The following is a 17,735-nucleotide window of genomic DNA, read 5'->3' as shown; positions in this document are numbered from 1 at the left end:
GGCCCACCACGTCAACACCGACTGGCGCGACGACGGACCCACCGACATCACCAACCTCACCCTGGCCTGCGGCCCCGACAACCGCCTCGCCGACACCGGCGGCTGGACCACCACCATGGGCCCCAACGGAAGAGCCCACTGGACCCCACCACCACTCCTGGACGTCGGCCAACCCCGAACAAACCACTACCACCACCCGACGCTCTACCCACCGGAGAGCGGAGACGCCGACGGCGACGGCGATGGTGAATCAGACAGTCCCGCAAGCTAACCCGGCACCCAGTGCTGCACGGCACCCGAGCCGTGGGGCGGAGCCATCGCGCCACGGCCAGCGAGCGACGGGCTGGAAGCGGCGGCCGGCGAACGGTGGGCGGTGAGCTTGCGCCCAACTTGGCCGCCCTCAGGACTATCGACGACTAGGAATCAGCAGATGCGCCCTTACCTGGCTTGCTGCCCGAGCTCGACTTCTTGTTGCGCGACAGCGACTTTCCAGTGTCGGACGTTACGGTGTCGGACTTTCCGGCGTCACTCTTCCCACCACCCGAACTCGCGCCGGCACCATTACCGCGGACGCCGGGGCCGTTCAGCTGACTCGGAGCCGGCGGGCGTCCTTGCGCCTTGCCGTGGTCGGCCTCGTCGGCGGTGGCAGTGGCGGCCGTCGGCACCACGCCCGCCGGCTTCTGACGCTTCGGCATGAAACCACTGGGCACCTTGACGGGGGCCTTCACCACGTTGGCACCCACATCGGTACCGGCTACGGGTGCTGCGCCTTTCGCGGCTCCAGCGGGACCAGCCACGGCCGCGGTGGGCGCAATGGTTTTCGCGGCGGCCGGGCTCGCCGCCAGGGGCAGCAGGCCGAGCAAGGGCGCGAAGAACTGCTGCACCGTCTGGACGACGTACATGATCGGCGCCACCACGAAGATGCCGAAGAAGATCGCGCCGAACAGGACGAACGGACCTACGACCGCGTTGTTGACCAGTGGACCGACGAACGACCAGAAGGCCGACGAGATCGCCGAGCCGATATCGGAGATGATCGGGATCCCCGCCAGAGGCACCGGCGCGGCCGCAAGCGGTGTGGGTCCGGTCGGTGCGGTGGACGTCGCGGCGAGCGGCATCGGTTTGCCACGCTGACCGCCGACGGACGGCCCACTGGCCGGCACCACTGCCACACGGGCTCCCATTTGCGCAGCCGCGGTGATGAATTGGTCCAGCGCGGCCCATTGCGCCGACATCGAGGTATTCGCCGACATCGAGGTATTCACAGCCGCTACCCGGGCAGCACTGATGGCGACCGCGGGATCACGCCCCGGAGGGGCCGCACCCACAAAGCCAACCACCACGATCACGGCAGTGACGACCGCGACAAGACCGTTCAGACGAGCCACACAACGAGAGCCGCCGTTGACCATTGCGCACTCCTTCCGTGAAGGAGCGTCAGAACCACGGCAGCACCAACGCTCACCGCCGATAATTATCTACAACGTCAATACTCACGGCATCAGCCATCTGACGGATATTCGCTGAACTTGGGACCGGGTTCAGTAAGTCATCTCAGCTGTACCAGACACCCGGCGACATCACTTTGCCAGCAACTCGGCATGCATATCTTCCAGTGCAACGCCTTTGGTCTCACGAACCCACTTGGCGACGAAGACCAGCGACAGCAGAGCGCACAGCGCGTAGAAGCCGTATGCGACGCCGAGCGTGTTGCGCAGTTCGGGGAAGCTGACAGTGATCGCCCAGTTGGCGACCCACTGGCCGGCCGCGGCCAGACCCAGCGCCGCGGCACGGATGCGGTTGGGGAACATCTCCCCCAGCAGCACCCACACCACCGGCCCCCAGGACATGCCGAACGCGACCACGAACAGGTTGGCGGCGATCAGGGCGACGGGCCCTTCGATGCCACCCAACTGCGGAACACCGTTCACCTGCGGGGCGGTGCCGAAGATGATCGCCATGGTGGCCAGCGTCAGCGTCATCCCGGCCGAACCGATGAGCAGCAGTGGTTTGCGGCCGATCTTGTCGATCAGCATGATCGCGATGACCGTTGTCAGGATGTTCACCACCGAGGTGATGACGGTGATGACGAACGACGAGCTCTCGTCGAAACCGACGGCCTCCCACAGCACGTTCGAGTAGTAGAAGATCACGTTGATGCCCACGAACTGCTGGAACACCGACAGCGCCAGACCGACCCAGACAACGCCGTAAAGACTCAAGGGTCCGCCGCCGGGCTTGCACATGTCACGCCAGGTGGGCTTCGACTCGGACTCGAGCGTCTGCTGGATGCGATCGATGGTGATCTCCAGGTTCTTCTCCCCCAGCAACATGGTGAGCACCTTGCGGGCTTCAGGAATCCGGTGTGTGGCAACGAGATAACGCGGCGATTCGGGAATCGTGAAGGCCAGCAGGCCGTACACCACAGCGGGGATGGCCATCAGGATGAACATCCAGCGCCAAGCCTCGAGACCCAGCCACAGCACGCTGCTCGCGCCGCCGGCCAAGTGCGCCAGCAGCGCGTCGACCGCCAGCGACAGGAAGATGCCGCTGACGATGGCCAGTTGCTGCAGGGACCCGAGCCGACCACGGATGCTCGTCGGCGATGTTTCGGCGATGTAGGCCGGCGCGATCACCGACGCGATGCCCACGCCAAGGCCACCGACAATGCGGAACGCGACCAGTATCTCGATGCTGGTCGCCACGCCGGCCCCGATTGCGCTGACAAAGAACAGCAGCGCGGCCAGCTTCATCACGGTGAGTCGACCCACGCGGTCCGCCAGCCGCCCGGCCGTCATGGCGCCCACTGCCGCACCGAGCAGCGCCGAGGCGACGGCAATGCCCAAGGCCTGGTCGCCGATGTCGAAGTACTGCTGAATCGACTTCACCGCACCGTTGATGACGGCGCTGTCGTAGCCGAAGAGCAAACCGCCCAGCGCCGCTACCGACGCGATGCGCACGGCACTGCGGCCGGAGTCGAACTCTTCGTCATCGAAGATCGCCGATGTGTCGTCGCCGATCGGACCATGGGACATCGGACGTCCTTTCGCAGCGCTGCGTGGTGTGCGTCAACGATCGCACAGCAGACCCCACTACCGGACCAGAACTAGCGGCTACGAACACATTTCGGTGTAGATGTCACGAAGGTCCGCGACCCCGAGCCCGGCCAGCGTTTCGATGTGCCGGCGGCGTGGCCCGTCGGGCACTGCGACGTCGTTGGGCACCACGAGCACGACGCAGCCCGCGGCATCCGCCGACTGCGCACCGGTCACCGAATCCTCGATCGCCAGGCAGTCCTGCGGCACGACCCCGAGCAGTTCGGCGGCGCGCTGGTACGGAGCCGGATGCGGCTTACCGTCGGGCACCTCGTCGCCGCAGACGGTGACCGTAAAGTAGTGACTACCAATGGTTTTCAGCGCCTGTTCGGTCAGCGTGCGCCGGGTGTTGGTCACGAGCGCCAGCGGAATCTCACTGGCCGCCAGCGTTTCCAACAACTCCTGCGCACCGGGCCGCCAGGGCAGCCCCTGCTCGAACAGCTCACCGGTGTAGTCGTGCAGCCAGTCCGCGGACTCGGCCATGGATTCCGGGGTCGGGTCCAGGCCGAGGTCGTCGTACACGATGCGCATGACGTTCTCCGCCGAGCCACCGACCGTCGTCTCCCGCACCGCGTCGGTCAGCACCCCGCCCTTTTGGGCGTAGAAGGCGTGCATCGCGACGTCCCACAGCTTTTCGGAGTCGACGAGCGTGCCGTCCATGTCGAAGAGCACAGCTTTGAGCGTTGGGCGGGCGAAGCTGGGGCGGGAGATGGGTATCAGTCCTCCGGGTTGTAGCCGAGGTTGGGTGCCAGCCAGCGCTCGGCTTCTTTCAGCGTCCAGCCCTTACGTCGTGCGTAGTCGGCGACCTGGTCCTGGGCCAGCCGGCCGACCACGAAGTACTGCGACTGCGGGTGCGAGAAGTACCAGCCACTGACGGCCGCGCCGGGCCACATCGCCATCGACTCGGTCAGCTCGATGCCGGCCCGTTCCTGGACGTCCATCAGCTCCCAGAGCGTCGCCTTCTCGGTGTGCTCGGGGCAGGCCGGATAGCCGGGCGCCGGGCGGATGCCGACGTACTTCTCCCCGATGAGCGCCTCGTTGTCCAGCTGCTCGTCGGGCTGGTATCCCCAGAACTCCTCGCGAACCCGCTGGTGCATCCGTTCGGCGAATGCCTCGGCCAATCGGTCGGCGATGGACTCCAGCAGGATGGCGCTGTAGTCGTCGATGGCGGCCTTGAACTCCATGATCTTGTCCTGGCTGCCGAGCCCGGCGGTGACCGCGAACGCGCCGACGTAGTCGGCCAAACCGGTGTCCTTGGGCGCGATGAAGTCACCCAACGACTTGTTCGGGATGCCGGCGCGGTGCTCGCCCTGCTGGCGCAGGTTGTGCAGCGTGGTGAGCACCTCGGACCGCGATTCGTCGGTGTAGACCTGGATGTCGTCGCCGACCGCGTTCGCCGGGAAGAAACCGATCACGCCGTTGGCGCGCAGCCACTTCTCCTTGATCAGGGTGTCGAGCATCTCCTGGGCATCGTCGTACAACTTGCGGGCGGCCTCACCCGACGCCGGGTTGTTGAGGATGTCGGGGAACTTGCCCTTCATCTCCCAGGCGTTGAAGAACGGCTGCCAGTCGATGTACTCGCGCAGTTCGGCCAGGTCGTAGTCGAGAAACTCCCGAACGCCGACGCCCTGGGCGGGCACCGGCGGCGTGTAGCCGTCCCACTCGATCGGCGTCCGGTTGGCGCGGGCTTTCTCCAACGTGAGCATCGGCCGCTCGTGCTTCTGGGCGTGCCGTTCGCGCAGGGCCGCGTAGTCCTTCTCGGTGGCCTCCATCAGAGCGGGACGCTGCTTGTCGTCGAGCAGCGCGGCCGCCACCGGCACCGAGCGGGACGCGTCCTTGACCCAGACCACCGGGCCGCTGCGGCGCGGCGAAATCTTCACGGCCGTATGGGCACGCGAGGTCGTGGCGCCACCGATCAGCAGCGGGATCTCCAGGCCTTCGCGTTCCATCTCGACGGCGAAGTTGACCATCTCGTCGAGGGACGGGGTGATCAGGCCGGACAGCCCGATGATGTCGGCCTTGTGCTCCTTGGCGGCGTCCAGGATCTTCTGGGCGGGCACCATCACACCGAGGTCGACCACGGTGTAGTTGTTGCACTGCAAGACAACCCCGACGATGTTCTTGCCGATGTCGTGGACATCGCCCTTCACGGTCGCCATCACGATGGTGCCGTTGGTCGTCTCGGCGTCACCCGGCTGCTTCTCCGCCTCGATGTACGGCAGCAGATAGGCGACGGCCTTCTTCATCACGCGGGCCGACTTCACGACCTGGGGCAGGAACATCTTGCCCGCGCCGAACAGATCGCCGACGACGTTCATGCCGTCCATCAGCGGGCCCTCGATCACCTCGATCGGGCGACCTCCCGCGGCGGAGATTTCGGCGCGCAGTTCCTCGGTGTCGGCGTCGACGTCCGCGTCGATGCCCTTGACCAGCGCGTGCGTGATCCGCTCGCGGACCGGGAGGCTGCGCCACTCCGCCGCCTTGGGGTCCTCGGTCTTCTCCGACTTGTTGAACCGTTCGGCGATCTCCAGCAGCCGCTCGGCCGCGTCCTCGCGACGGTTCAGCACGACGTCCTCGATGCGGTCCCGCAGCTCGGGGTCGATCGAGTCATACGGCACCAGCGCACCGGCGTTGACGATGCCCATGTCCAGGCCGGCCTTGATGGCGTGGAACAGGAACACCGCGTGAATGGCCTCGCGGACGGGGTTGTTGCCGCGGAACGAGAACGACACGTTCGAGATGCCGCCGGAGATGTGCACGCCGGGCAGGTTCTCCTTGATCCAGGCGCACGCCTCGATGAAGTCGATGCCGTAGGTCGCGTGCTCCTCGATACCCGTCGCCAATGCGAAGCAGTTCGGGTCGAAGATGATGTCCTCGGCCGGGAAGCCGACCTCTTCGGTCAGGATCCGGTACGCACGCCCGCAGATCTCCTTGCGGCGCTCCAGGTTATCGGCCTGCCCCTGCTCGTCGAAGGCCATCACGACGACGGCGGCACCGTACTTGCGGCACAGCCGGGCCTCGCGGATGAACTTCTCCTCGCCCTCCTTCATGGAGATCGAGTTGACGATCGGCTTGCCCTGCACGTTCTTCAGGCCCGCCTCGATGACCTCCCACTTGGAGGAGTCGATCATCACGGGAACGCGGCTGATGTCCGGTTCGGCCGCGATCAGCTTGGTGAACCGGTCCATCGCGGCGATGCCGTCGATCATGCCCTCGTCCATGTTGATATCGATGACCTGCGCACCGACCTCGACCTGCTGCAGGGCGACCGACAGGGCGGTGTCGTAGTCCTCGGCCTTGATGAGGTTGCGGAACCGCGCGGAGCCGGTGATGTTGGTGCGCTCACCGATGTTCACGAACAGCGAGTCTTCGGTGATGTTGAGGGGCTCCAGGCCCGACAGCCGGGTGGCCACGGGGATCTCGGGCAGCTCGCGGGGCGCCTTGCCTTCGACGACCCTGGCGATCTCGGCGATGTGCGGCGGCGCCGTGCCGCAGCAACCGCCCACCAGGTTGACCAGGCCGGCCTCGGCGAACTCCTCGATGTAGCCGGCCTGCCGCTCCGGCGACTCGTCGTACTCGCCAAAGGCGTTGGGCAGACCCGCATTCGGGTAGCAGGAGACGAACGTGTCCGCGATCCGCGCCACCTCGGCGATGTACGGCCTCATCTCGGGTGCACCCAGGGCGCAGTTGAGGCCGACGGCGAGGGGCCTGGCGTGCCGGATCGCATTCCAGAACGCCTCGGTGACCTGACCGGACAACGTTCGTCCGGACGCGTCGGTGATGGTGCCCGAGATGATCAACGGCCAGCGGCGGCCGCGCTGCTCGAAGAGCGTCTCGACGGCGAACACCGCGGCCTTGGCGTTGAGCGAGTCGAAGATCGTCTCGATGATGAGAATGTCGGAGCCGCCGTCGACCAGGCCGTTGGCAGCCTCCAGGTACGCGGTGACCAGCTGGTCGTACGAGACATTGCGCGCGCCCGGATCGTTGACGTCGGGCGAGATCGACGCGGTGCGCGTCGTCGGGCCCAGCGCGCCGGCGACGTAGCGCGGCTTCTCCGGGGTGCTGAACTCGTCGGCGGCCTCGCGCGCCAGGGCGGCGCCCGCGTAGTTCAGCTCGTAGGCGAACGCCTCCATGCCGTAGTCGGCGAGCGAGACCGCGTTTGCGTTGAACGTGTTGGTCTCCAGGATGTCCGCGCCCGCTTCGAGGTACTCGCGGTGGATGCCTTCGATGATCTGCGGCTGCGTCAGGGTGAGCAGGTCGTTGTTGCCGATGAGGTCACTCGGCCAGTCCTTGAACCGCTCGCCGCGGTAGCCGGCCTCGTCGGGCCGGTCCCGCTGGATCGCCGTGCCCATGGCGCCGTCGATGACCATGATCCGCTGACCCAGCGCAGCCGTGAGTTCGTCGGTGCAGTCGGGGCGGATGTTCGGCACGAAAGTCTTCACCGGGGCGGCAGTCACATGCGTTCCTTCCATTGCGGAAGGCGTCCTTAACTCTGCCGAGCGTGGCGGATACCGGGCCGACCGGATTCCGTTGCAACGCCTCTCGACGCCAAAGAGTCTACGTCGTCAGCTGACAGACGTTCGGACGCCCACGTTGGACAGTTGTTTGTCCAGTGCAGTCACATCAACATGGTAGGCCGGACTACCAAACCGGTTTGCCGGCCCGACCCGCCCCGGGGTAGCGCTCGCAGGTGCCCATAAGGGCTTACGCTGGCGTTGTGAGCCCCGCCGACCGGCCCCTCCTCCAGGGACTTGACCTGCCCGAACTGCACGATGCCGTCGTCGTCGCGGCATTCGAGGGGTGGAATGACGCGGGGGACGCCGCCAGTGACGCCCTCGAGCACCTCGATGCCATGTGGGAGGCCCGGACCCTCGTCGAGATCGACGATGAGAGCTACTACGACTACCAGGTGAATCGTCCCGTGATCCGCCAGGTGGACGGCGTCACGCGCGAGCTGGTGTGGCCGTCGATGAGCATCTCGCACTGCCGCCCGCCGGGTTCGGATCGAGACGTGGTGCTGATGCACGGCGTCGAGCCGAACATGCGGTGGCGCACCTTCTGTGCCGAGCTGCTGGCGATCCTGGACAAGCTCAACGTGCACACCGTCGTCATCTTGGGAGCGCTGCTCGCCGACACCCCGCACACCCGCCCGGTGCCGGTGTCCGGCGCGGCGTACTCAGCCGATTCTGCCAAGTTCTTCGGGCTCGAAGAGACCCGCTACGAGGGACCGACCGGCATCGCCGGGGTTTTCCAGGACGCCTGCGTGCAGGCCGGCATCCCGGCCGTCACGTTCTGGGCGGCGGTGCCGCACTACGTGTCAGCGCCCCCGTGCCCCAAGGCCACCGTCGCGCTGCTGCGTCGTGTCGAAGACGCCCTCGACGTCGAGGTGCCCCTCGGCGACCTGCCTGCGCAGGCCGAGGAGTGGGAGCTGTCGGTCACCGAGATGACGGCCGACGACGAGGAGATCGCCGAATACGTGCAATCTCTCGAGGAACGCGGCGACGCCGAGGTCGACATGAACGAGGCACTCGGCAAGATCGACGGCGACGCCCTGGCCGCCGAGTTCGAGCGGTACCTGAAGCGCAGAGGTCGTTAGACCGCCGAGCGGCCAGTCATGACACGCAAATCGGGCAAATGCGTGCAATAGATGGCCACTCGGCGAGGTTCTAAGCCCGAATTGGCTTCGGGGCCTTCCACGTACCGTCGAGCGCTTCGGGTTTGGGCCAGTACAGCCGGATCGCGATGACGAACGGCCCGGCCGGGGCCGGCAGCCAGTTGGCTTCGCGGGCCGGTCCCGGTGACTTGTTCTGCAGATTCAGCGTGATGCCGCCGTCCGGATCCTTGATCAGGGTGGGCAACATGGCCGAGTTGATCAGGTACCGGTTGATGGGGTTGGGCACCAGCAGGCTCTGCGGCAGCTCGTACATCGTCACCGACCAGAAGGCGTTGACCGGCGGCAGCTGCCCGGGGGCGAACCGCAGGGTGTAGTTGTTCGCACCGATCAGCGGCGCGCCGGTGCTGTCGTTCGCCGCCCCCGGATAGATCGCCTCGGCCGCGGTGTTGCCGTAGATGCCGAGCACCGCGCCGGCCATCCGGTACAGGTAGTTGCCCTTGAGATCGGTTGCGGTACCGAACAATTGGGCCGACGTCACCTCGTCGGTGTCGAACTTGTCCTTTTTGAACGTGTTGAACGCCGCCCACGCGTCGGCCATGCCGTCCTCGACGGCCTTGCGGTTCTCGGGTGTCAGCTGGTCTGCCTGGAAGGTGCCGTCGGGACCGATGCCGATGGTGGCGAAGCGTTGCCGCATGACCTCCTCGGCAGGTTGCGCCGGCGCGAACTTCATTGCGAAGTTGAGGATTTCGAAGAACTTCGGCGACGTGCGCTCATCTTGCGCGGACAGCGGGGCGACGAAGTCGATGGGCGGTGCGGGCGGTGGCGGCGGCTGCTTGAGGAACCCAGACAACGGGGTCACCTGGTAACCGGCCTGAATCTTCTTGACGTTCTCGATGTCGGTCGGCCCGAACAGCTGGGTGCGGTACAGCACGAACGCCAGCTCGGTCGAGCTGCGGATCACCCGCTCGATGCCCGGCGGCGTCGCACCGTGCCAATTCGGGCCGGCCAGCAGGTATTTGCCTGCGCCGTTACCGGTGGCGCGGCTGCCGACGTACGCGATGTTGTAGGTGTAGCCGTCGACGAACTGCAGCGAGTAGTAGCGCCCGGCCTCGACCGGCGGGACGCTCAGCACCAACGGCTCGGCACGCAGGTCGGCACCGAGGAACGAGTACGGCGTGTCGGAGTTGGGCGTCTGGATCGCCTTGTCCTCCGGCGTGTAGACACGTGCGGTGTTGTGGATCTCGTTCCAGGCGCCCTTGTATTCGGGCCCGGCCTTGTCGGCGAAGTACGAGTACTGGACCCGGTAGTTGTCGACCATCGGAAATCCGTATGTGTAAGCGGATTTCGCGATGGCCCGCACCTGGTCCGGCGTCGGCGGCTGCGGCGCCGAGGGACCCGACGACTCGCGGCCGGAGCAGCCGGTGGCCGACAACAGCAGGGCCGCCAGGCAGAGGTAGACGATGCCGACCCGCACCGTCATCCCTTACTGAATTGCTCGGCCTGAGCGCTGGACGAGCGGCCCAGAGCGGCCACCTCGGCGTCCATCCGGGGCAGCAGGTCGGGCACGAACTTGGCCACCGGCACCTCACCGATGCGCGTCGCCAGCAGCGGCCGCAGCCAGCGCAGCGCGCCGACCCAGCCGGGGCAGTTCACCCGGGTCTTGCGTCCCTCGATACCGGCGACGAAGGCCTCGCCGCACTTGTCGACCGACGTCGTCTTGCTGATGGGCCACGGCAGCTTCGTCAGCATCTCGGCGAACGTCGACAGGTCGGACTTCGAGTCGCGAACCATGGCGGTGTCGATCCAGGACATGTGCGCCGAACCGACGTCGACGCCGCGGTACCCGACCTCGAGACGCAGCGCGTTGGCGAAGTGCTCGACGGCGGCCTTGGACGCGTTGTACGGCGCCAGGCCCGGCGCAGCGGTGTACGCGGCCAGGGACGACACGATCAGCACGTAGCCGCGGCGGTCGAGGACCGACGGCAGCGTGGCGCGCACGGTGTGGAACACCCCGAGCACGTTGATGTCGAGCAGCCGCTTGAAGGCCTCGGGGTCGACCTGCAGCACCGAGCCGTAGGTGGCGATGCCGGCGTTCGCCATCACCACGTCGATACCGCCGAACCGCTCGACGGCAGCGTCGGCCGCCGCCTGCATCGACGACAGGTCGCGCACGTCGGCGACCACGGTCAGGACATCGTCACCGAGCGTGGCGGCGGTGGCGTCCAGCGCTGCCGCGTCGACGTCGGTAAGTACCAGCTTGGCGCCCTTACGGTGCAACCGGCGGGCCACCTCGGCCCCGACCCCCGCAGCACCACCGGTGATGAAGACGACTTTTCCGTACACAGAACCCATGGTGGCAAAACGTACCCGCACGGGGAAGTGACTAGAGGGTCACCCCGAGCAGCGCGTCGATGGCGTCGGCCACCAACCGCGGCGAGGCCGGGTCGTGACCGCCGTACTCGAGCGCATCCGTCGACCAACCATCAAGGGCAGCAAGGACTTTCGGGGTATCCAGGTCGTCGGCCAGATACCGGCGCACCCGGGCGAGCAGATCGGTGGCATCGGGCCCGGCGGGCAGCGCGGTGGCCGCCCGCCAGCGCTGCAGCCGCGCCTCGGCTGTGCTGAGCACCTCAGGGCTCCAGAAGCGGTCGGCGCGGTAGTGCCCGGCCATCAAACCCAGCCGGATGGCGCCCGGGTCGACGCCGTCGGCCCGCAGCCGTGACACCAGCACCAGGTTGCCGCGGCTCTTGCTCATCTTGTGGCCGTCCCAGCCGATCATCCCGCCGTGCACGTAGTGCCGGGCGAAACGCCGCTCCCCCGTTACCGATTCGGCGTGTGCGGCGGAGAACTCGTGGTGCGGGAAGGTCAGGTCGCTGCCGCCGCCCTGGATGTCCAGGCCGGGACCGACGCGGTTCAGCGCGATCGCGGCGCACTCGATGTGCCAGCCCGGCCGGCCCGCGCCGAAGGGCGACGGCCAACTCGGCTCGCCGGGTCGCTGCACCCGCCACAGCAGGGCGTCCAGTTGACTGGCCTTGCCGGCGCGGTCGGGGTCGCCGCCGCGTTCGCCGAACAGCGCCAGCATGGTGTCGCGGTCATAGCCGGACTCGTAGCCGAACTGCGTGGTGGCGTCGGCCCGGAAGTAGACGTCGGGGTACTCGGGGTCGTCGACGACGTACGCCGCGCCGGAGGCCAGCAGCTTCTCGACGAGCTCGACGACCTCGGAGATCGACTCGATAGCGCCGACGTAGTCGTGCGGCGGCAGCACCCGCAGCGCCGTCATGTCCTGCCGGAACAGCTCGGTCTCGCGGTCGCCGAGGGCGCGCCAGTCGATGCCGTCGCGCGCGGCCCGCTCGAACAGCGGGTCGTCGACGTCGGTGACGTTCTGCACGTACTGGACGTCGTGACCGGAGTCGAGCCAGTACCGGTGCACCAGGTCGAAGGTCAGATAGGTGGCGGCGTGACCGAGGTGCGTGGCGTCGTACGGGGTGATCCCACAGACGTACATGGTGGCCTTCGGACCAGCAGAGACCGGCCGGACCTGACGGTCGGCGGTGTCATAGAGCCGGAGTTCGGGGCCGCGGCCCGGCAGGTTCGGGACGCTGGGCGCCAGCCACGATCGCATGACATCGACTCTAGGGTGTGTCCGCAGACACGGTCACTTCAGGAGCCTTCAGGACACCTGGCGCACGGCGTCGAGCAGGGTGTCGGCGAACTCGGGGCGGCACATGACGAAGTCCGGCAGGTACGGATCGGGCCGGTTGTATCGCAGCGGCGAGCCGTCCAGGCGCGACGCGAACAGCCCCGCCGCCTGCACCACGCCCGCCGGGGCGGCCGAGTCCCATTCCCACTGCCCGCCGGCGTGCACGTAGGCGTCGACGTCGCCGCGCACCACCGCCATCGCCTTGGCACCGGCCGAGCCGATGCCGACGAGCTCCATGTCGAGCACATCGCGCAGCCACCACACCACGGCCGGGGGCCGGTAGGTACTGGTGGCGACGCGGATGGGGCCGGGACGACGCGGCGGCGGGCCGATCACGGTGTCGGTGCGGTGCACCTCACCGTGATCGGGCAGCGCGACGGCCGCGTCGGTGATGGACCCGTGCTGGCTGCCATCGCGCTGCCACAGCGCGATGTGAACCGCCCAGTCCGGCCGGCCCCGGCCGAATTCGCGGGTGCCGTCGACCGGATCGACGATCCACACCCGGTCCGAGCGCAGCCGGACCAGGTCGTCGGCGGCCTCCTCCGACAGGATGGCGTCGTCGGGGCGGGCCGTGCGCAGCCGATCGAGGATCAGCGTGTTGGCGTGCCGGTCACCGGCCGCGCCGAGGGTGTATGGATCGTGGGAGCCGAGCCGGTCGCGCACCGACAGCAGGAACTCACCTGCCTCCTGTGCGACCTCGGCGGCCAGCGCGACATCGGAGCGCGCCCTGCCACTGTCCTCCATGCCCATGAGTATCACCGAGGCCGACGTCACAGCTGAAATCGCCTATTCACAGGCACGTTGCAGGTTGCTGGCAGGCCCTGCCGAAATACGGCTCATAACATCTGGACAACTATTTACGCGAGAGCCATTAAGGAGGACGCCATGAACGTGGCAAAGACGTTCGGATTCGTCGGGGTCGCTGCGGGCATCGCGCTCGGTGCCTACGGCACGGCCCATGCCCCCGCTCCGGCCGTGGCACCCATTGCCTCGTCAGGGCATGGCGCCTCGACGGGCGAGTACACCCAGCCGTCCGTCGCCGACATGAACTTCGGCGCCACCGCGACGCCGACGACACCCAGTTCCGTCGAGGCCGTCACCGTCGCCGCCCCGCCGGTGAAGGCCAAGCCGTACTCCGGCTGAGCCGACAACAGGCGCGAAAAGGGCTCCGGGAGATTCCCGGAGCCCTTTTCTCGTAATACGTTTCGCGTAATGCGTTGTTGCGCGCCTACTTCGGGGTCGCGCCTGGCGCACGGACCACCATGGGCACGGCCGGGAAGTACGACGCCATCTCCGACCGTGAGCGGCGCAGCGCCGCAGTGCCGTAGCCACGGTGGCGGTAGACGGGGTGCACCCAGATGCGGACGTTCACCTCTCCGTTGAGCAGCTCACCGAACACCATGGCGACCTTGTCACCGTTGTCTTCGGCCACGAGCCACACGGCCTCCTCGGCCGAGACGCGGGAGACGGCGGCCTTGATCTCCTCGTCCAGATCGCCGGCCGCGCGGCCCGAACCGTCGCCGGCCGCACCGACGTCGGTGGTCCGCGTCGCGAAGATGTCGCGGTCCTGGGCCGCCGAGAACTGGCGCAGGATCAGGTCGTCCCCGAAGCTGGCCGGGCGGTCCTTCACTGCGAACGACAGCTGCGAGTTCAGGTCTTCGAGTTCGTCGGCAATCCGCTTGCGGGCGTCTTTGGTCAACAGATCAAAAGACATCGCCATGACCTGCTCGCCGCCGACATGCGAGGTTTCCAGCAGTTTGGCGATGGCATCAACGGCAGCGGCCTTGTTATCGGCTTCGACGATGACGTCGAGCACCTCGTGCCGACGGTCGAGGGCCTTCTGCAGGGCATCGGTGATTTCGCGGCGGGCTGCGGCCCGGTCGTGGTCGGTCATGGCGACGAGCCTAGAGCACTACCGAGCGGTAGGGCTGCCGAAATCGCTACGCAAATCGCTACCTGTGTGCAAACTGCGATCAAAAGGCCGGCCACGGGATCGGGCGATGCCGATCGGGTGTGGGCATGATCGGATTACCAAGCAGCTCAACAACTCTCGCTTGTAACGCGGCGATCTCATGACGGGTCAGGTGCGGGCCCAGCTCAGCGGCGAGACCGTCGCGCAAGGCGTCCCGCAACGCGGCGACGGCAGCGAGCACCTCGTCGTCGATCGGCTTTCCGGCCCAGCCCCACAGCACGGTCCGCAGCTTGTCCTCGGTGTGCAAGCTGACTCCGTGGTCGACGCCGTACACCTGACCGTCGGCGCCGGCCAGCACGTGACCGCCCTTGCGGTCGGCGTTGTTGATCAGCACGTCGAACACCGCCAGCCGGTGCAACCGGGCGTCGTCGGCGTGCACCAGCACCACCTCGTCGCCCTTGTGGTCGTAGGCACGCAGGATCGGCAGGTACCCGGCCGGCACGTGGCCGGCCGGAACCAGGTCGACGAGGTCCGGGCCGGGCGCGGGTTCGGTCTCGCTGAGCGCGTCACCGGGTTGGTCGATCCAGCGCTGCACCATGCCCGGCCCTGCCGGCCCGTCACGAATAATGGTGTGTGGCACCAGGTTCCAACCCAGGGCGTCGGACACCAGATAGGCCGCCAACTCCCGGCCGGCCAGTGTGCCGTCGGGGAAATCCCACAGTGGGGCCTCCCCGGAGATGGGTTTGTACACGCAGTGCAGCTCTGCGCCGTCCAGCTCCGCCTCGCACAGGAACGTGGCGTTGCTGGCCGACCTGATGCGCCCGAGTGCGGTCAGCCGGCCCTGCTGCAGGACCTGACGTAGCTCATTCTTCGGGTTCATCGCCGGCACCCAGCACGCCGCGTCGATACCCGTTGGTGCGCACGCAGATATGTCCTTCGGGATCGAGCGGCTCTTCGCACAGCGGGCACGGCGGCCGACCGGCGGAGATCACCCGATTCGAGCGGTTCGCGAAATCCCGGGCCGACTGCGGACTCAGGAACACCCGCACGGCGTCCGGACCGTCCTCGGCGTCGTCGAGCACCACCGAGGCATCGAATTCCGAGTCGGTGACCGCCAGCAGTTCCACCACCACGGTCTGAGCTTCGGAGTCCCAGCCGAGGCCCATGGTGCCCACTCGAAACTCGGCGTCCACCGGCATGACGAGTGGGTTCAGGTCGGTCACCTCGCCGGTGTCGGGCGGGATCGGGGTGCCGAACCGGCGGTTGATCTCGACCAGCAGCGCGGAGATACGTTCGGCCAGGACAGCGACTTGTTGCTTCTCGAGCATGACCGAGACGACCCGCTGATCGTGCACGGCTTGCAGGTAGAACGTCCGGTTACCAGGCTGCCCAACGGTCCCGGCCACGAAGCGGTCGGGAGAGCGGAAGACGTGGATTGCGCGGGCCATGGCACCTTTCAAAATACCGGTTCACCGGTCTAGTCGGTCGAGCCGCCGACGGTCGCGTCGTGTGTCGGCGCGGCATCGTCGGGCTTGCCCGGCTGGTCGGGTTTGGGTCGCAGCGACGAGCTGAGGTCCGCGCCGGTGTGGTTGACGTGCAGGACGAATGGCCGGTGCGGTGTGTAGCGGATGACGCTCATCGAGGCGGGATCGGCGACGATCCGTTGGAAGCCATCGAGGTGCACGCCGAGGGCGTCGGCCAGTACCGCCTTTATGACGTCGCCGTGGGTACAGGCGATCCACAGGGTGTCGCCGTCGTGCTCCTCGGCCAGGGCCCGGTCGATCTCACGGACCGCCGCGACGGCGCGCGACTGCACCTGCGCCAGCCCTTCGCCGTCCGGGAACACCGCGGCGCTGGGCTGCTGCTGGATGACGGGCCACAGCGGCTCCTTGACCAGATCGGCGATCTTGCTGCCCGTCCAGCTGCCGTAGTCGACCTCGGTCAGCCGGCCGTCGACGCGCGGTTCCACGCCGAGCGCGGCGGCCAGCGGGGCAACGGTGTTCTGGCAGCGCAGCAGCGGCGACCGGACGATGGCCTTGACCGGCAGCTCGCCGATCCTGTCGACGAGGCCCTGGGCCTGTGCGCGCCCCTTGTCGTCGAGGTCCACACCCTCGGACCGCCCGGCGACCCGGAAGGGAACCAGATGACCGTCATCCTCCTGCGGCACGGGCGGTCCACGTCCAACACCGCCCACACGCTGGCCGGCCGGTCCGAGGGTGTGGACCTCGACGACAAGGGGCGCGCACAGGCCCAGGGCCTCGTCGACAGGATCGGCGAGCTGCCGGTCAAGGCCATCGTCCGGTCGCCGCTGCTGCGCTGCCAGAACACCGTTGCCCCGCTGGCCGCCGCGCTCGGCGTGGAACCGCGCGTCGACGGCCGGCTGACCGAGGTCGACTACGGCAGCTGGACGGGCAGCAAGATCGCCGATCTGGTCAAGGAGCCGCTGTGGCCCGTCATCCAGCAGCAGCCCAGCGCCGCGGTGTCCTGGTTCCTGAAATTCCTGGTGCGGCACAGCATGTACTGGTTCGTCGGCTACCGCATCGTCCTGGGTGTGACGGTGCCGAGCAGCGCCAGCACCGTCACACCCAGGACGATGCGGTAGCCGACGAACCAGTACATGCTGTGCCGCACCAGGAATTTCAGGAACCAGGACACCGCGGCGTAGCCGACCACGAACGCGATCGCGATGGCCACGGCCAGCTGGGCGCCGGTGGCGCTCATGCCCTCGGTGACGGGCTTGAAGGCGTCGGGCAGCGAGAACAGTCCGGAGGCCAGCACCGCAGGGATGGCGAGCAGGAAGCCGAAGCGCGCCGCAAGCTCCCGGTTCATGCCGAGGAACAGGCCGGCGCTGATCGTCGCGCCGGACCGGGACACGCCGGGCACCAGTGCCAGGCACTGCGCGAGGCCGACGATGACACTGTCCTTCCACGTCAGCTGCTCGACGTCGCGGGTCTGCTTACCGACGTACTCGGCGAGCGCGATCACCGCGGAGAACACGATCATGGCGGTGGCGATGACCCACAGATTGCGGGCGCCAGAACGGATCTGGTCTTTGAACAGCAGGCCAAGGACGCAGATCGGGATGGTGCCGATGATCACCCACCAGCCCAGCCAGTAGTCGGCGGTGCGGCGGGCGGCGTCGGTCAGGCCGCTGAACCAGGCGGTGAGGATGCGCCAGATGTCCTTGGCGAAATAGATCAGCACCGCGGCCTCGGTCCCCAGCTGGGTGACGGCGGTGAACGACGCCCCCGCATCACCGGAGAAGAACACCCGGGACGCGATGGCCAGATGGCCCGACGACGACACCGGCAGAAACTCGGTGAGCCCCTGCAGGACGGCCAGCACGATCGTCTGCCACCAGCTCATAGCTGCCACGTCAGTCACGCCGACGACCGTACCGTGAGCGGCGGACGC

Annotated in this window: 15 protein-coding genes and 3 pseudogenes; 5 read left to right on the top strand and 13 right to left on the bottom strand. The window is 67.5% G+C overall.

Going from position 1 to position 17,735, the window contains the following annotated elements; genetic code table 11:
* A pseudogene (locus tag A7G45_RS26295) lies at positions 1-271 on the top strand (HNH endonuclease signature motif containing protein); the annotation flags it as partial.
* A gap of 145 nt (positions 272-416) precedes the next feature.
* Here the strand turns inward: A7G45_RS26295 and A7G45_RS26290 are convergent.
* From A7G45_RS26290 to metH, 4 genes are all read right to left on the bottom strand, one after another.
* A complete protein-coding gene (locus A7G45_RS26290; protein ID WP_260941317.1) occupies positions 417-1,412 on the bottom strand; it encodes a hypothetical protein in 996 nt (331 codons plus the stop codon).
* A gap of 168 nt (positions 1,413-1,580) precedes the next feature.
* Positions 1,581-3,035, bottom strand: coding sequence for a sugar porter family MFS transporter (locus A7G45_RS26285; RefSeq protein WP_260941316.1), 1,455 nt, complete (start codon positions 3,033-3,035; stop codon positions 1,581-1,583).
* Positions 3,036-3,113: 78 nt separating this feature from the next.
* Positions 3,114-3,767, bottom strand: a complete 654-nt coding sequence (locus A7G45_RS26280) for an HAD family hydrolase (protein ID WP_260941315.1) — start codon at positions 3,765-3,767, stop codon at positions 3,114-3,116.
* 44 nt (positions 3,768-3,811) lie between these two features.
* Positions 3,812-7,567, bottom strand: coding sequence for a methionine synthase (metH, locus tag A7G45_RS26275; RefSeq protein WP_043988067.1), 3,756 nt, complete (start codon positions 7,565-7,567; stop codon positions 3,812-3,814).
* Between the two features lie 245 nt (positions 7,568-7,812).
* Between metH and A7G45_RS26270 the strand changes: the two genes are divergently transcribed.
* On the top strand, positions 7,813-8,691 hold the full coding sequence (locus A7G45_RS26270; protein WP_043396118.1) for a PAC2 family protein: 879 nt from the start codon (positions 7,813-7,815) through the stop codon (positions 8,689-8,691).
* Positions 8,692-8,761: 70 nt separating this feature from the next.
* On the opposite strand, the gene A7G45_RS26265 is transcribed toward A7G45_RS26270, so the two are convergent.
* The 4 genes from A7G45_RS26265 to A7G45_RS26250 are packed head-to-tail and all read right to left on the bottom strand — an operon-like array spanning position 8,762 to position 13,159.
* Positions 8,762-10,189 (bottom strand): DUF1254 domain-containing protein, encoded by a 1,428-nt coding sequence (locus tag A7G45_RS26265; protein WP_260941314.1) that lies wholly within the window; start codon positions 10,187-10,189, stop codon positions 8,762-8,764.
* Positions 10,186-11,061: an SDR family oxidoreductase gene (locus tag A7G45_RS26260; protein ID WP_043988072.1), complete on the bottom strand. Its 876-nt coding sequence runs from the start codon at positions 11,059-11,061 to the stop codon at positions 10,186-10,188. Before A7G45_RS26260 ends, A7G45_RS26265 begins: the two co-directional genes overlap by 4 nt.
* A 31-nt stretch (positions 11,062-11,092) precedes the next feature.
* The gene (mshC, locus tag A7G45_RS26255; protein ID WP_260941313.1) at positions 11,093-12,331 is read right to left on the bottom strand and encodes a cysteine--1-D-myo-inosityl 2-amino-2-deoxy-alpha-D-glucopyranoside ligase; all 1,239 of its coding nucleotides are present in this window, start codon (positions 12,329-12,331) and stop codon (positions 11,093-11,095) included.
* A gap of 48 nt (positions 12,332-12,379) precedes the next feature.
* Positions 12,380-13,159 carry a 3'(2'),5'-bisphosphate nucleotidase CysQ gene (locus tag A7G45_RS26250; RefSeq protein ID WP_260941311.1) on the bottom strand — a complete coding sequence of 260 codons (780 nt, stop codon included), beginning with the start codon at positions 13,157-13,159 and terminating at the stop codon, positions 12,380-12,382.
* A gap of 135 nt (positions 13,160-13,294) precedes the next feature.
* Between A7G45_RS26250 and A7G45_RS26245 the strand changes: the two genes are divergently transcribed.
* On the top strand, positions 13,295-13,552 hold the full coding sequence (locus A7G45_RS26245) for a hypothetical protein (RefSeq protein ID WP_260941309.1): 258 nt from the start codon (positions 13,295-13,297) through the stop codon (positions 13,550-13,552).
* An 85-nt stretch (positions 13,553-13,637) separates the two neighbouring features.
* Here A7G45_RS26245 and A7G45_RS26240 read toward each other — a convergent pair whose 3' ends face one another.
* The 4 genes from A7G45_RS26240 to A7G45_RS26225 all read right to left on the bottom strand — a co-directional run bounded on the left by A7G45_RS26240 (position 13,638) and on the right by A7G45_RS26225 (position 16,488).
* On the bottom strand, positions 13,638-14,303 hold the full coding sequence (locus A7G45_RS26240) for a GNAT family N-acetyltransferase (RefSeq protein ID WP_260941308.1): 666 nt from the start codon (positions 14,301-14,303) through the stop codon (positions 13,638-13,640).
* A gap of 79 nt (positions 14,304-14,382) precedes the next feature.
* Positions 14,383-15,201 carry an Rv2133c family protein gene (locus A7G45_RS26235; protein WP_260941306.1) on the bottom strand — a complete coding sequence of 273 codons (819 nt, stop codon included), beginning with the start codon at positions 15,199-15,201 and terminating at the stop codon, positions 14,383-14,385.
* The gene (locus tag A7G45_RS26230; protein WP_043396133.1) at positions 15,185-15,769 is read right to left on the bottom strand and encodes an Rv2134c family protein; all 585 of its coding nucleotides are present in this window, start codon (positions 15,767-15,769) and stop codon (positions 15,185-15,187) included. The genes A7G45_RS26235 and A7G45_RS26230 overlap by 17 nt, the downstream gene beginning before the upstream one ends.
* A gap of 29 nt (positions 15,770-15,798) precedes the next feature.
* Positions 15,799-16,488 carry a histidine phosphatase family protein gene (locus tag A7G45_RS26225; RefSeq protein WP_260941303.1) on the bottom strand — a complete coding sequence of 230 codons (690 nt, stop codon included), beginning with the start codon at positions 16,486-16,488 and terminating at the stop codon, positions 15,799-15,801.
* Here A7G45_RS26225 and A7G45_RS26220 point away from each other — a divergent pair.
* Both A7G45_RS26220 and A7G45_RS32800 read left to right on the top strand, forming a co-directional pair.
* Positions 16,465-16,803, top strand: a pseudogene (locus A7G45_RS26220) (histidine phosphatase family protein); the annotation flags it as partial. The gene A7G45_RS26225 and the pseudogene A7G45_RS26220 sit on opposite strands and share 24 nt — an antisense overlap.
* Positions 16,795-16,881, top strand: a pseudogene (locus A7G45_RS32800) (undecaprenyl-diphosphate phosphatase); the annotation flags it as partial. The pseudogenes A7G45_RS26220 and A7G45_RS32800, both read left to right, overlap by 9 nt.
* Here the strand turns inward: A7G45_RS32800 and A7G45_RS26215 are convergent.
* The gene (locus A7G45_RS26215) at positions 16,854-17,687 is read right to left on the bottom strand and encodes an undecaprenyl-diphosphate phosphatase (protein ID WP_276555728.1); all 834 of its coding nucleotides are present in this window, start codon (positions 17,685-17,687) and stop codon (positions 16,854-16,856) included. The pseudogene A7G45_RS32800 and the gene A7G45_RS26215 sit on opposite strands and share 28 nt — an antisense overlap.
* Between the last annotated feature and the right edge of the window lie 48 nt (positions 17,688-17,735).

Origin of the sequence: Mycolicibacterium llatzerense (genome assembly GCF_025331195.1) — a bacterium.
Classification (GTDB): Bacteria; Actinomycetota; Actinomycetes; order Mycobacteriales; family Mycobacteriaceae; genus Mycobacterium; species Mycobacterium llatzerense.
This window is presented reverse-complemented; position numbering and strand designations above follow the sequence as displayed.